Genomic DNA, 12,562 nt, shown 5'->3' on the forward strand with positions numbered 1-12,562 from the left:
CAGGACCCGCTTGGTCAGCTGCTGCAACAACCCGCCCTCGCCGGTCAGTTGCAGTCCGTCGGTGCGGGCGCGGTCCACGAGCATCGCGATCAACTGCTCGTCCGTCGTCGCGCTGGACGCCACCCCGCCCGACTCCTTACCAGGCGTCGACTCCACAGCGGTCTCGGTCATCACGAACCTCTTCCTTGATGATCAGATCCGCCGTTAATTAGACACTCCCACGCCTCGCGCGACCACTACGCCACCTCGCGCATGTTCGGCCCGATCGAATACCGCGCCGTCGCCATCCTGGCCGCCGCCCGCGCCCGCTACGACGCCGAAACCAGCTACCGCGGCTGCATCCAACCCGACCCGACGCCCGCCACCTGACCAGGAGAACGACTCATGCGCATCCGCCTCGACGGCACCCGAGCCGAGATCATCGACGCCCTGTTCCGCCTACGCCTGCACTTCACCGTCCAGGCCGTCTCACGCGCCTACCCCGACCGCGCCCACCCCCACCACTGGCGCGTCTACCTCACCACCCGCCCACGCGAAAGGAGCTAGCCCCGTGCCCGAAACCCTGCCGATGATCCACTACCGCTGCTGCACCTGCAACGGCACCGGCATCGACCCGGATAACACCCGCTGCACCGACTGCGACGGCACCGGCATCGACAACCACGGCGCGTAACGCGCAGCGCCCCCGGCCTGGCCGCACATCCGCCAAGACGACCGCCAGGTCGGGGGCCATCCCCATCACCCGAACGAGTGAGAGGAGGTCTCCATCTTGCCTGCAACCCACGCCAACGCGCACGCCATCACCGGCATGATCAAGCGCCTAAACCGGCCCGACTACGACCGCTGGGCATCGCAGGTCCGCCACACCGGCGGCTGCCGCCAGCCCATCCACCTCCGCGGCAAGGTCGACCACTACGACCAAGCCACCGGCAGACTCCTGCACCGCTACACCACCCGCAGCGAACCCGACGGCGTCCTACGGGTGCCGTGCAAGACCCGCCGCGCCACCCGCTGCCCCGCCTGCGCCGAGACCTACCGCGCCGACACCTACCACCTCATCCGCGCCGGCCTCATCGGCGGCAAAGGCGTCCCCGACACCGTCACCAGCCACCCGACGCTGTTCGTCACCCTGACCGCCCCGTCCTTCGGCCCGGTCCACACCCGCCGCGAACACGGCGGCAAGGTCCTGCCCTGCCACACCCGCCCAACGCCACCACCTGCCCGCACGGCCACGTCATGTCCTGCACCGAACGGCACTACAAGGACGACCCGCGCCTCGGCGAACCGCTCTGCCCAGACTGCTACGACTACACCGGCTCCGTCCTGTTCAACGCCATGGCCCCGCTGCTGTGGAAGCGCTTCGCCGACTCCCTACGCCGCCACCTGGCCAAACTCGGCGGCCTGCCTCTCAAGGAGCTGCGCCACCACCTGACGCTCTCCTTCGCCAAGGTCGCCGAATACCAACGCCGCGGCGTCGTCCACTTCCACGCCGTCATCCGCCTCGACGGCCCCGGCGGACCCACCGCGCCACCACCGGTCTGGGCGACCGCCGACACCCTGACCCACGGCATACAACACGCCGCCAAGGCAGTCACGGCCACCGCACCCGCTCATGAGAACCAGCCCGCACGCACCCTGCGCTGGGGCACTCAGCTCGACATCCGCCCCATTACCCTGAACGGCGACCTCACCGAACAAGCCGTCGCAGGCTACATCGCCAAGTACGCCACCAAAGCCGCCGAATGCGTCGGCACCCTGGACCGCCGCATCAACCCGCTCGACGACCTCGGCGCCTACAACCTGCGCGACCACGCCCGCCGCCTCATCACGACCTGCATACAACTCGGCAGCCAACCCGAACTGGCCGAACTCCGCCTCGCCGACTGGGCCCACATGCTCGGCTTCCGCGGCCACTTCTCCACCCGATCCCGCCACTACTCCACCACCCTCGGCGATCTTCGAGCCGCCAGAGAACACCACGCCCGCGACAACGACATCACCACCGGCCGTCTCCCCCTCTTCGACGAAGACACTGTCCTCGTCATCAGCACATGGGAGTACGCAGGCAAGGGCCACTCCCTCGGAGACGCGCTCCTCGCCGCCACCATCACCGGAACCCAGGTCGGAGGCGCACATGACCTCTGAACTGCTCACAGTCCCGCAAGCCATGGCTGCGCTCAAGGTCAGCCGCTGGACCGTCTACAACCTCATCCGCTCCGGCGAACTCAGCTCGATCGTCGTCGGCGTGCGCTGCCGCCGCATCCCAGCTGACGCCCTCAACGACTACGTGACCCGACTCTGTGAGGAGGCCGCCTGATGCCCACCAAGACCTCACCCGCTACCCCGGAAGAGCCAAAGCGCCCCCGCAAGAGCCGCCGTACCCGCGCCAACAACGAGGGCTCGATCTTCCCGTACAAGAACGGCTGGGCTGGGTACGTCTGGGTCACCACCCCTGAGGGCAAGAAGACCCGAAAGTGGGCGTACGGCAAGACCCGTGAAGAGACCCACGAGAAGTGGCTCAAGCTCCACGAGCAAGCCCGCGTGGGACCCGTGGCAACCAAGCACGAGACGGTGACTGCCTTCCTCAAGCGCTGGCTGAGCGAGGTCGTGGAACCCAACCGCGAACCGACGACCTACGTCGCCTACGAGCCTCTGGTCCGGCTGTACATCGTCCCGGGAATCGGCAAGAAGCGCCTCGACAAGCTCACCGTTCGCGACGTCCAAGCCTGGCTCAACACGCTCCCGACGCTCTGTACCTGCTGCGACCAGAAGAAGGATCACAAGCGCCCAGAGAACAAACGCCGGTGCTGCTCTATCGGGCAATGCTGCAAGAGCTACCCGGCCCGATACACGATCATCGGCATCCGCCGCACCCTGCGGGCCGCGCTCGGCCACGCGATCAAAGAGGAGGTGATCAGCAAGAACGTCGCCGCGCTCACCACGCTGCCCAGCGCCAGCAAGACCAAGAAGAGGCGTCAGCAAGCGGTGTGGAGCGTCGACGAAGCCCGCCGCTTCCTCGAACACCTCCGCGCGGTCGACGACCCGCTGTACGCGGCCTACGTCCTGATACTCGTTCTCGGCCTGCGCCGCGGTGAGGCGCTCGGCCTGACGTGGACCAGCATAGACCTCGATGCCGAGGAACTGACGATAGCCAACCAGCTGACCCGCGTCCGCGGGGAGCTCCTCCATCGCAACACCACAAAGACCGACGACTCGACGGCATCCCTGCCGCTGCTCGGGCTGTGCGTGACCGCCCTCCAGCACCGGCAGCACAAGCAGGAGAAGGCGCGCAAAGAGGCCGGGAACGACTGGAATGCGTTGGACCTCGTCTTCACCACCAAGCACGGAACCCCGATCGAACCCCGCAACTTCAATCGGGCCTTCGAAGCACACTGCCGAAAGGCCGGCGTCCCCCGCATCCGCGTTCACGACACCCGCCACACCTGCGCCTCCCTCCTGGCCGCCCTCGACGTCCACCCGCGAACCGCGATGCGCATCCTCCGCCACTCACAGATCTCGGTGACCATGAACGTCTACACCCAGATCCCCAACCCGGAGACCCGCAAGGCCCTCGACAAGCTCAACCAAAGCCTCGACCAAACCAACGACTGATGCGGTTGCTGTACATCGCTGCTGTACAAGATCAGAAAGGCCCCTTCCAAGTCCTGGAAGGGGCCTTTGAGCTGCGAGCCGACGAGGGGAATCGAACCCCTGACCTTCTGTTTACAAGACAGATGCTCTGCCGATTGAGCTACGTCGGCGCGGCCTACCAGTGTAGACGCTAGCGACGCCTGTGACGAGCGACTTCGTACAGTGCCACCCCGGCGGCCACCCCCGCGTTGAGCGATTCGGCGGATGCGTGCATCGGGATGCGGGTCACCACGTCGCACTGCTCGCGCACCAGCCGTGAGAGCCCCTTGCCCTCGGAGCCCACGACCACCACGAGCGGCTCGGTCAGCAGTTGGGCCTCGCCGATGTCGGTCTCGCCGGCCCCGTCGAGGCCGACCACGAACAGGCCCGCGTCGCGGTAGTCGCGCAGGGCGGCCGTCAGGTTGGCGGCACGGGCGACGCGCAGGGTGGCGAGTGTGCCCGCGGACGTCTTCCAGGCGCCTCCCGTGACGCCGGCCGAGCGGCGTGAGGGGATGAGCAGGCCGTGGGCGCCGAAGGCGGTGGCGGAGCGGGCGATGGCGCCGAGGTTGCGCGGGTCGGTGACCGAGTCGAGGGCGACGATCAGCGGAGGTTCGCCGGCGTCGTGGGCGAGGTCCACCAGCTCTGACGGGTGCGCGTAGTCGTAGGCGGGGATCTGGAGCGCGATGCCCTGGTGGACGGCGCCTTCCGTCAGGCGGTCGAGCTTGTCGCGGGTGACTTCGAGCAGGGCGATGCCGCGCTCTGCCGCGATCTTGATGGAGTCGCGTACGCGGTCGTCGTTGTCGACGCGCTGGGCCACGTAGAGGGCGTTGGCGGGCACGTCGGCCTGCAGGGCCTCGAGCACCGGGTTGCGCCCGCCGATGTATTCGGGTGTGTCTTCGGAACGCCTGGACCTGGTGGGAGCGGCGCGGCGGCTGCCGCCTCGCTCTTCGCGGGCGACGCGCTCGGCACGGGCCTTGTCTTTGTACCAGTGCCGCATCTCCGCGGGTGGGGTCGCGCCCCTGCCCTCGAGCGACCGGCGGCCCTGCCCTCCGGTGCCTTTGGACGGGCCCTTCTTCTTCGCGGGCCTGCCCGAGCCCCTGCCGCCTGCTGCCATGGCATCAAGGGTACTCGGGGCGCGGGGCAACTCGTTCAACGCGAGGAGGCCGGGCGACCAGGGCGCCCGGCCCTTCTAGCGGCTCAGCTCCCAGCGCGGCCCGTGCGGGGTGTCCTCCACCGTGATGCCGGCGGCGCTCAGTTGGTCTCTGATCGCGTCGGCGGCCGTGTAGTCCTTACGCTCCCGCGCCGCACGGCGCTGCTCCAGCGCCACCGCCACCAGCGCGTCGACCACCGGCGACAGGTCGGACCCCGTGTCCCGCCACTGCGGCGAGCGCGGGTCGAGGCCGAGCACGTCGAGCATGTTCTGGGTCTCGGCGAGCAGCCGGGCCACGGCCTCCTTGTCGCCCCGCGACAGCGCCACGTTGCCCTCGCGCACCACCTCGTGTACGACCGCGAGCGCCTGCGGGGTGCCCAGGTCGTCGTCGAGCGCGTCGGCGAAGGCCTGCGGCAGCGGCGCGTGGGCGTCGACGTCGTGGATGACCTCTGCGGCGCGCGTGACGAAACCCTCGATGCGCTGGTAGGCCGCGGCGGCCTCCTGCAGCGCCTCCTCGGAGTAGTCGATCGAGGAACGGTAGTGCGGGGCCGCCAGGTAGTAGCGCAGCTCCACGGGTCGCACCTTCTGCACCATCTCGGGGATCAGCAGGGAGTTGCCGAGCGACTTGCTCATCTTCTCCGCGCCGATCTTGAGCATGCCGTTGTGCATCCAGTAGCGGGCGAAACCGTCACCCGCCGCCTGCGACTGGGCGATCTCGTTCTCGTGGTGCGGGAAGATCAGGTCGATCCCGCCCCCGTGGATGTCGAACGCCGGCCCCAGGTATTTCGTCGCCATGGCCGAGCACTCCAGGTGCCAGCCGGGTCGGCCCGGCCCCCAGGGGGTCGGCCAGGTCGGCTCGCCGGGCTTCTCGCCCTTCCACAGGGCGAAGTCGCGGGGGTCGCGCTTGCAGGACTCGTCGTCGGTGTCGGCCGCGGGCCGCATGTTCTCCACCTTCTGGTTGGAGAGTGAGCCGTAGCGGTCGGCGTAGGACTGCACGTCGAAGTAGACGTCGCCCTCGGAGGCGTAGGCGTGGCCGCGCTCGATCAGCCGCTGCATGAGTGTGATCATCTCGGGGACGTGCCCGGTGGCGCGGGGCTCGACGGTCGGCGGGAGGCAGCCCAGGGTGTCGTACGCCCAGGTGAAGGCCCGCTGGTTGCGCTCGGCCACGACGAACCAGGGCACGCCCTCCTCGGCCGACACCCTGATGATCTTGTCGTCGATGTCGGTGACGTTGCGGCAGAACGTCACGTCATATCCGGAACGTGCGAGCCAGCGGCGGAGCACGTCGAAGTTCACGCCCGAGCGGATATGCCCGATATGCGGAGGAGCCTGCACGGTAGCCCCACACAGGTAAATCGACGCCCGACCGGCTTCGACCGGAACGAATTCGCGGATGGCGCGTGTGCTGGTGTCGTAGATGTGCAGGCTCACAAAAGAAAGGCTAACGCCTCAGAGCCGCCTCCTGACCGTTGAATCAGCCCCGCAACGTGACCTTGTCCGGAGAGATCCTCACGATGAGTCGCTCTGTGCCCGGTTTATCCTCCCAGGGCTGGCCCCGGTACTTCTGCGACAGCTCCTCGATGAGCGCGCCCTCCGGGTCGGACGTCATGGTCACCCGCCCGCGCACCTCGACGTAGCGGTAGGGGTCGTCCGGGTCGATGACCAGGAGGCTCGCCCTCGGGTCACGTTCGAAGTTGCGCGGCTTCACGCGCCCCTTCACGGTCGAGAAGATCACGTCGTCGCCGTCCGTACGGATCCAGACCACGCTCGAATGGGGGCCGCCGTCCGGATTGATAGAGGTGATCGTGGCGAAATTCGGCGCGTCCAGGAGCTTGCGGGCATCTTCTGACAGCACGGCCATGTGTCCTCCTAGATCGGTCTGACCCTTCATTCTTCTGTAGGCTCACAACCGCCATGGACGTGACTCCCCCTTCTGCGCTCCGCCGCCTGGGCATCGCCCTTGCCGGACTCGCCGTCGCCGCCCTCACGGGGGCCGCGTGCGCGCTCTCCTTCGACGACCTGCGCGCGCTGGCCGTCACCGGCGAGGCCGCCACCGACCTCGCCTACCTTTATCCCGCGGCCTTCGACGCACTCCTGGCGGTCGCGCTGATCAGCGTCCTGCTGCTGCGCTCCGCCAAGCTGCTCGTACGCGTGCAGGCGGCGTTCGTGCTGGTCCTGCTCATCGTGGCGGCCGCGGCGGTGAACGTGGCGACGGCGGTGCGGTTCGGGTTCGACGTGCGCCAGACGGCCATCGGCGTGGCCCTTGCGCCCTGGGTCATGCTGGCACTGGCCCTGTGGCTGTGGCTGCTGCTGATCAAGCACGTGCACGCCCGTCGCGAATCAGTGGGCAGCGCCGACACCGAGCCTGCCGCGGAGCAGGACATCGTGCCGTTCGGCCGGCCGTCGCCGGACACGGAGACGGCCGCGCCGGCGCCGCTCACGGGTCCCGCCATCGCCCCGGGGAGGCCGTCTCTCCCCGAGCCCGCGCCGGCTCTCCAGACGCGCGCCGAGCCCGCCCCGAGGACGGCTTCGCATGATGAGCCCGCCCCTTCGCCGGTCTCGGCGCAGGTGTCCGAGTGGCCCGTGCAGGAGGAGGAAGAAAGAAGAGCGCCCGAGCTCCGCCCCGTGGAGTTAGATCCGCAGCCGGAGCCGCAACCGCAGCGGCAGTCCGAGCCTGACGGGCAGCCGGAGCCACAGCCCGGCCGGCAGCCGGAGCCGGAGCTCAGGCAGTCGGAGCCCGAGCCCACTCGGCAGTCGGAGGCGGAGCTCAGGCGGTCGGAGCCCAGGCCGGAGCCAGAGCCCCAGCGGGAGCCGGAGCCCAGGAGGGAGCCGGAGCCGCCGACTCGGCCCGTCCGGTGGGGCGATCGGGTCAAGCCGGAGGACGTCCTCGTTCACCCGCGCTCTGACGACAGGGACGCCGACACGCAGCCGCATCCCGTCGTCGCCGACGACGGGCCCGACCCCGCCCATGGTCCCGAGGCCGCCGACCGCCACGAGGCCGGGCGGGAGGACGAGGACACCGCCCCGCACCCCGTGGTCCACGACGAGACCCCGGCGCCCTCGGAGCGGCTGCGCAGCACCCCGCGCCCGCCGGAGGACTGACAGCAGGAAAGGCCCGCCCGGGAGCCTTCCCGGGCGGGCCCACCCGGGATCCGCCTGGATCTTCGAGGCGCGGCGCAGCGCCGCGAGCCTAGACCTTCGAGCCGCGGCGTAGCCCCGCGACGAGGCCGACGCCGACGATCGCGAGCACGACCTGCATCACCAGTTCGATCCAGTCGATGCCAGGCGTCGTCTCCACGCCGAGCACCTGCGCGAGCAGCGTGCCCAGGAGGGCCGCCACGATGCCGACGACGATGGTGAGGATCCAGCCGATGGCCTGCCTGCCGGGAAGCAGCAGGCGGCCGATAACGCCAATCACGGCACCGATCAGGATGGCCCCGAGGATGGACTGGATTGTCATGACACAAACCTCCCCGTGAGGGTGATCGGTTCACTCCCACGGGGTGCTCGCTACCCGATCTACCGCGATTATGCGCAGATATGACGAACGAGCAGGTCAGACCTAGGTTCTGCCGGTACGACCGGAGCGCCCGATCCCCATGCGCGTCACGGCGAGCACGCCCGCGACCGCCAGCACGAGCTGGAGGATGTGCTCGATCCAGTCGATGCCCTTCGTGTCGGCCCAGCCGAACGCCTGCGCGATCAGCGTGCCGATCAGGGCGGCCACGATGCCGACGATGAGAGTCAGGCCGATGGACATCTTCTGCTTGCCGGGCACCAGCAGCCGGCCGAGCGCCCCGACTATGGCGCCGATGACTACTGCCGAAACTATCGCGCCGATCATGTGTAGCTCCCCCCGAGACGTTCACATGTCTTCGAACGGACCTACCCGTTGAACAGGCAAACTACCCAAAAAGGAAGGCGGCGGTCCGTACCGCGCCAGTGACGAACCGCCGCCTTCGGACTTCGGCGGGCTAGGCGACGCCCCGCCGGGACACCCTCACGCGTCCCTGCGTAAGACGCCCGGCGTTCAGGAAAGGTTGACCACCAGCGCGGCGGCGAACGCGGCGATGCCCTCGCCGCGGCCGGTCAGCCCAAGCCCGTCAGTGGTGGTGGCGCTCACGCTCACCGGCGCGCCGAGCGCGGCGCCGAGCACCTTCTCGGCCTCGGCGCGTCGCGGTGCGAGCTTCGGCCGGTTGCCGATCACCTGGATGGCGACGTTGCCGATCTCGTAGCCGGCGGCGCGCACCTGCCGCGCGGTCTCCTGGAGCAGCGCGGCGCCCGACGCTCCGGCCCAGCGCGGGTCGGACGTCCCGAACAGCCGTCCCAGATCGCCGAGACCGGCGGCGGACAGCAGGGCGTCGCAGGCCGCGTGGGCGGCGGCGTCACCGTCGGAGTGGCCGTCGAGCCCGGTCTCGCCCGGCCAGTGCAGGCCGGCGAGGTTGAGCTCGCGCCCGGAAGCGAACGGGTGGACGTCGACTCCGACGCCCACCCGTGGAAGATTCGTAATCAGGAGTTGAGAACCTCGTCGAGAAGGGCCTCAGCCTTGTCCTCATTGGTCTTCTCGGCCAGGGCCAACTCGCTGACCAGGATCTGGCGCGCCTTGGCGAGCATGCGCTTCTCGCCCGCGGACAGGCCGCGCTCGCGGTCTCTCCGCCACAGGTCCCGAACCACCTCGGCGACCTTGTTCACATCGCCGGAGGCGAGCTTCTCCAGATTGGCCTTGTAGCGACGAGACCAGTTGGTCGGCTCTTCGGTGTGCGGCATCCGAAGGACGTCGAAAACTCGCTCAAGGCCTTCCTGGCCGACAACATCGCGCACGCCGACGAGTTCTGCGTTTTCTGCTGGCACCTGGACGGTAAGGTCGCCCTTGTCGACCTTGAGCACCAGGTAGGTCTTTTCCTCACCCTTGATGGATCGCGTCGTGATTGCTTCGATCCGAGCAGCCCCATGGTGGGGGTAGACGACAGTGTCGCCGACCTGGAAAGTCATGTGACAAGTACCCCTTCCGCTGTACTCCAGGATACCACGCGTCCACAGCCTCCCGGAACAGTGAAATCCTCATAACTGCAGGTCAAAGCCGCATATTGGGGCTTGACAAGTGCTCAACTGTATGAATCTCATTTGCGGACATAGCGAATGACCTGCGGGGGTGCGGATATGACCATGCATTCAGGTCGATAAGGTGGGCGCGGCTCATGCGCATGCGCGAGACATGCGGGTGAGCCTCACACACGCATGCGCAAGACCAAGGAGAACCCGCCCGTGACCAGCAGTCGCTGGATTGTCGTAGCCGCCGCGTTCTTGGCAGCCCCCGTGCTCGCGGGCTGCGGGGCAGGATTCGACGCCACCACCAACCAGCCGTACGCCCCCAACGAGGCGCAAGTGTTGATCGAAAAGGGTGCATACGGCACGCGCGGCATTCACATCCCGCAGGCGTTCATCCTGGGCCCCGACTCCGGGGCGCAGCTCGCCTGGCGCGGCTCCGCCCCCGTTTACCTCAACATCCTCAACAAGTCGGACGCCCCTGACACGCTGGAGAAGGTCTCCGCAGGGGGCATGGGCGAGGCCAAGGTCACGGCCCCGATCCAGCTTCCCGTCGGCCAGCTCGTCAACACCGGCAAGCCCACCCCGCAGATCATGCTCGAGTCGATCCCCAAGAGCCTCAGAGGCGGCGAGAGCATCAAGCTGGACCTCCAGTTCGCCAAGGCCGGTGTCGTGTCCATGAACGTGCCTGTGGTCACGCGCAGCCGCGAATTCCAGAACTACCCGCCGGCTCCCAACGCCACCCCCGCGCCCACGCCCACCCCGACGCCCTCCGCGACCGCGGAAGAGGGGCACTAGACACGCGAAAACCCCTGTTCCGGTACGCGAGACGTACCGGAACAGGGGTTTTCAGCTTTCGATGGCGTCGAACTTGTAGCCCAGGCCGCGCACGGTCAGGATGCAGCGCGGGTTGGACGGGTCGGACTCGATCTTGGCGCGCAGGCGCTTGACGTGGACGTCGAGGGTCTTGGTGTCGCCCACGTAGTCGGCGCCCCAGACCCGGTCGATGAGCTGGCCCCTGGTCAGGACGCGCCCCGCGTTGCGCAGCAGCACCTCCAGCAGCTCGAACTCCTTCAGCGGCAGCTGCACCTGCTCACCGCGCACGGCGACGACGTGGCGGTCGACGTCCATGCGTACGGGGCCGACGGCCAGCACGGCCGTCTCCAGCTCCTCGATGACGTCTCCCTGGCGGCGCAGGACCGCGCGGATGCGGGCCACGAGCTCGCGGGAGGAGAACGGCTTGGTGACGTAGTCGTCGGCGCCCAGTTCGAGGCCGACGACCTTGTCGATCTCGCTGTCCTTGGCGGTCAGCATGATGACCGGCACCTTGGAGCGCTGGCGGAGCGACCGGCACACTTCCGTGCCGGGCAGTCCGGGCAACATCAGGTCGAGCAGCACCAGGTCGGCGCCGTTGCGGTCGAAGGTGTCGAGCGCCTCGGGCCCGGTCGCCGCGACCGACACCTCGAAGCCCTCCTTGCGGAGCATGTAGGACAGGGCGTCGGAGAAGGACTCCTCGTCCTCCACGACGAGCACTCGAGTCATTTGGCGGCCTCCAGGGGAATCGAGGGTGGTACTGCCACCGCCGTGCCGCCGAACGCGGGCAGGCGGAGCGTGAAGGTGGAGCCGGACCCTTCCTTGCTCCAGACGGTCACCTCGCCCGCGTGCGCGGCGGCGACGTGTTTGACGATGGCGAGGCCGAGGCCGGTGCCGCCGGTCGCGCGCGACCTGGCCGCGTCGACGCGGAAGAACCGCTCGAAGATGCGCTCCAGGGCCTCCTCCGGGATGCCGATGCCCTGGTCGCTCACGCTGATCTCGACGGAGTCGCCCGCGGGCCGCACGCTGACGACGACCCTCGTGTGCTCGGGACTGTAGCCGACGGCGTTGTCGATCAGGTTGCGCAGCGCGGTGACGAGCAGATCGTCGTCGCCCCAGACGCGCAGGCCCGAGGTTCCGCCGGTGACGAGCGCGATGTCCTTGGCCGCGGCCCTGGTGTTGCAGTGGTCGAGGGCGTCGTTGACGGCCTCGTCGATCGAGACCTGGCCGGGGGTGGGGATGGGTTCGGCGCCCTGGATCCGGCTGAGCGTGATCAGGTCCTGGACGAGGTAGTTGAGCCGGGCGGCCTCCAGCTGCATGCGCCCGGCGAAGCGGGTGACCGCCTCGGGGTCGTCGGCCGCGTCCTGGATGGTCTCGGCGAGCAGGCTCAGCGCTCCCACCGGGGTCTTCAGCTCGTGGCTGACGTTGGCGACGAAGTCGCGGCGCACGGCCTCGACCCTGCGCCGCTCCGTCTGGTCCTCGGCCAGCACCAGCACCTGGCCGTGGGAGCCCAGCGGCGCCACGCGGACGGCGAAGCTCGTGGTCTCCTGGCCGAACTTGTGCCCCGCGACGTCGATCTCGCTCTCGCGGATCTCGCCGTCGCGGCGCACCTGCCTGGCCAGCGCGAGCAGCTCGGCGGCCATCAGCCGCTCGCCCTTGACCAGCCCGAACGCCCGCGCCGCCGAGCTGGCGCGCAGCACGCGGTCGTGCGCGTCGAGCACCACGGCGGAGGACGGCAGGACGGCGAGCACGGAGGCCACCCCCTGCGGCAGCGCCGCGCCCGTCTCCACGCCGTCGTTCGCGGCCGTGCGGCTCGGGGCCTCGATCTGGTTGCGGTAGAACAGGACCGCCAGGGCGCCCACGACGAACCCGGCCAGGGCCGCGAAGCTCATGGCCATCTCACTCATGTCTCCGATGGTAGGT

The 12,562-nt window shown here is 68.8% G+C and carries 15 protein-coding genes, 1 tRNA gene and 1 pseudogene; 7 read left to right on the forward strand and 10 right to left on the reverse strand.

The window, feature by feature from the left end; translation table 11 throughout:
• The first annotated feature begins 384 nt into the window (after positions 1-384).
• From ABGB01_RS44360 to ABGB01_RS44380, 5 genes and pseudogenes are all read left to right on the forward strand, one after another.
• Positions 385-546 (forward strand): hypothetical protein, encoded by a 162-nt coding sequence (locus ABGB01_RS44360; protein WP_347780227.1) that lies wholly within the window; start codon positions 385-387, stop codon positions 544-546.
• A gap of 4 nt (positions 547-550) precedes the next feature.
• Positions 551-673: a hypothetical protein gene (locus ABGB01_RS44365; RefSeq protein WP_347780229.1), complete on the forward strand. Its 123-nt coding sequence runs from the start codon at positions 551-553 to the stop codon at positions 671-673.
• A 135-nt stretch (positions 674-808) separates the two neighbouring features.
• Positions 809-2,145, forward strand: a pseudogene (locus ABGB01_RS44370) (replication initiator).
• Entirely contained in the window at positions 2,135-2,317 is a 183-nt protein-coding gene (locus ABGB01_RS44375) for a helix-turn-helix domain-containing protein (protein WP_347780231.1), read from the forward strand. The pseudogene ABGB01_RS44370 and the gene ABGB01_RS44375 overlap by 11 nt, the downstream one beginning before the upstream one ends.
• The gene (locus ABGB01_RS44380) at positions 2,317-3,612 is read left to right on the forward strand and encodes a site-specific integrase (protein ID WP_347780232.1); all 1,296 of its coding nucleotides are present in this window, start codon (positions 2,317-2,319) and stop codon (positions 3,610-3,612) included. The genes ABGB01_RS44375 and ABGB01_RS44380 overlap by 1 nt, the downstream gene beginning before the upstream one ends.
• Before the next feature lie 76 nt (positions 3,613-3,688).
• Here ABGB01_RS44380 and ABGB01_RS44385 read toward each other — a convergent pair.
• The 4 genes from ABGB01_RS44385 to ABGB01_RS44400 form a co-directional block, all read right to left on the reverse strand.
• A tRNA-Thr gene (locus tag ABGB01_RS44385) sits at positions 3,689-3,761 on the reverse strand.
• Between the two features lie 20 nt (positions 3,762-3,781).
• Complete coding sequence (gene rlmB, locus ABGB01_RS44390) at positions 3,782-4,744, reverse strand: 23S rRNA (guanosine(2251)-2'-O)-methyltransferase RlmB (protein WP_347780233.1); 963 nt, start codon at positions 4,742-4,744, stop codon at positions 3,782-3,784.
• A 75-nt stretch (positions 4,745-4,819) separates the two neighbouring features.
• Positions 4,820-6,211 carry a cysteine--tRNA ligase gene (gene cysS, locus ABGB01_RS44395; protein ID WP_347780235.1) on the reverse strand — a complete coding sequence of 464 codons (1,392 nt, stop codon included), beginning with the start codon at positions 6,209-6,211 and terminating at the stop codon, positions 4,820-4,822.
• A 43-nt stretch (positions 6,212-6,254) separates the two neighbouring features.
• Entirely contained in the window at positions 6,255-6,641 is a 387-nt protein-coding gene (locus ABGB01_RS44400; RefSeq protein WP_347780237.1) for a PPOX class F420-dependent oxidoreductase, read from the reverse strand.
• Between the two features lie 53 nt (positions 6,642-6,694).
• On the opposite strand from ABGB01_RS44400, the gene ABGB01_RS44405 reads away from it, so the two are divergent.
• A complete protein-coding gene (locus tag ABGB01_RS44405; RefSeq protein WP_347780238.1) occupies positions 6,695-7,882 on the forward strand; it encodes a DUF2637 domain-containing protein in 1,188 nt (395 codons plus the stop codon).
• 88 nt (positions 7,883-7,970) lie between these two features.
• Here the strand turns inward: ABGB01_RS44405 and ABGB01_RS44410 are convergent, their stop codons facing one another.
• The 4 genes from ABGB01_RS44410 to ABGB01_RS44425 form a co-directional block, all read right to left on the reverse strand.
• The gene (locus ABGB01_RS44410; protein ID WP_347780240.1) at positions 7,971-8,240 is read right to left on the reverse strand and encodes a GlsB/YeaQ/YmgE family stress response membrane protein; all 270 of its coding nucleotides are present in this window, start codon (positions 8,238-8,240) and stop codon (positions 7,971-7,973) included.
• Positions 8,241-8,342: 102 nt separating this feature from the next.
• Positions 8,343-8,624: a GlsB/YeaQ/YmgE family stress response membrane protein gene (locus ABGB01_RS44415; RefSeq protein WP_347616906.1), complete on the reverse strand. Its 282-nt coding sequence runs from the start codon at positions 8,622-8,624 to the stop codon at positions 8,343-8,345.
• 186 nt (positions 8,625-8,810) lie between these two features.
• Positions 8,811-9,272 carry a 2-C-methyl-D-erythritol 2,4-cyclodiphosphate synthase gene (gene ispF / locus ABGB01_RS44420; RefSeq protein ID WP_347780242.1) on the reverse strand — a complete coding sequence of 154 codons (462 nt, stop codon included), beginning with the start codon at positions 9,270-9,272 and terminating at the stop codon, positions 8,811-8,813.
• 17 nt (positions 9,273-9,289) lie between these two features.
• Positions 9,290-9,772 carry a CarD family transcriptional regulator gene (locus tag ABGB01_RS44425; RefSeq protein WP_020544658.1) on the reverse strand — a complete coding sequence of 161 codons (483 nt, stop codon included), beginning with the start codon at positions 9,770-9,772 and terminating at the stop codon, positions 9,290-9,292.
• A 273-nt stretch (positions 9,773-10,045) separates the two neighbouring features.
• Between ABGB01_RS44425 and ABGB01_RS44430 the strand changes: the two genes are divergently transcribed.
• Positions 10,046-10,624, forward strand: a complete 579-nt coding sequence (locus ABGB01_RS44430; RefSeq protein ID WP_347780243.1) for a copper chaperone PCu(A)C — start codon at positions 10,046-10,048, stop codon at positions 10,622-10,624.
• Between the two features lie 51 nt (positions 10,625-10,675).
• Here ABGB01_RS44430 and ABGB01_RS44435 read toward each other — a convergent pair whose 3' ends face one another.
• On the reverse strand, positions 10,676-11,368 hold the full coding sequence (locus ABGB01_RS44435; protein WP_347780245.1) for a response regulator transcription factor: 693 nt from the start codon (positions 11,366-11,368) through the stop codon (positions 10,676-10,678).
• Positions 11,365-12,537, reverse strand: a complete 1,173-nt coding sequence (locus ABGB01_RS44440) for an ATP-binding protein (protein ID WP_347780274.1) — start codon at positions 12,535-12,537, stop codon at positions 11,365-11,367. The genes ABGB01_RS44435 and ABGB01_RS44440 overlap by 4 nt, the downstream gene beginning before the upstream one ends.
• Positions 12,538-12,562: the final 25 nt, after the last annotated feature.

This window comes from Nonomuraea sp. B5E05, from assembly GCF_039880665.1.
Lineage (GTDB): Bacteria > Actinomycetota > Actinomycetes > Streptosporangiales > Streptosporangiaceae > Nonomuraea.

What these genes read in the sequence shown, in the direction of transcription:
- ABGB01_RS44425 (WP_020544658.1), bottom strand. Translation starts at nt 9,772, where the DNA reads ATGACTTTCCAGGTCGGCGACACTGTCGTCTACCCCCACCATGGGGCT.
- ABGB01_RS44435 (WP_347780245.1), bottom strand. Translation starts at nt 11,368, where the DNA reads ATGACTCGAGTGCTCGTCGTGGAGGACGAGGAGTCCTTCTCCGACGCC.
- ABGB01_RS44415 (WP_347616906.1), bottom strand. Translation starts at nt 8,624, where the DNA reads ATGATCGGCGCGATAGTTTCGGCAGTAGTCATCGGCGCCATAGTCGGG.
- ABGB01_RS44410 (WP_347780240.1), bottom strand. Translation starts at nt 8,240, where the DNA reads ATGACAATCCAGTCCATCCTCGGGGCCATCCTGATCGGTGCCGTGATT.
- ABGB01_RS44405 (WP_347780238.1), top strand. Translation starts at nt 6,695, where the DNA reads ATGGACGTGACTCCCCCTTCTGCGCTCCGCCGCCTGGGCATCGCCCTT.
- ABGB01_RS44400 (WP_347780237.1), bottom strand. Translation starts at nt 6,641, where the DNA reads ATGGCCGTGCTGTCAGAAGATGCCCGCAAGCTCCTGGACGCGCCGAAT.
- ABGB01_RS44440 (WP_347780274.1), bottom strand. Translation starts at nt 12,537, where the DNA reads ATGGCCATGAGCTTCGCGGCCCTGGCCGGGTTCGTCGTGGGCGCCCTG.
- ABGB01_RS44375 (WP_347780231.1), top strand. Translation starts at nt 2,135, where the DNA reads ATGACCTCTGAACTGCTCACAGTCCCGCAAGCCATGGCTGCGCTCAAG.
- ABGB01_RS44380 (WP_347780232.1), top strand. Translation starts at nt 2,317, where the DNA reads ATGCCCACCAAGACCTCACCCGCTACCCCGGAAGAGCCAAAGCGCCCC.
- rlmB (WP_347780233.1), bottom strand. Translation starts at nt 4,744, where the DNA reads ATGGCAGCAGGCGGCAGGGGCTCGGGCAGGCCCGCGAAGAAGAAGGGC.
- ABGB01_RS44360 (WP_347780227.1), top strand. Translation starts at nt 385, where the DNA reads ATGCGCATCCGCCTCGACGGCACCCGAGCCGAGATCATCGACGCCCTG.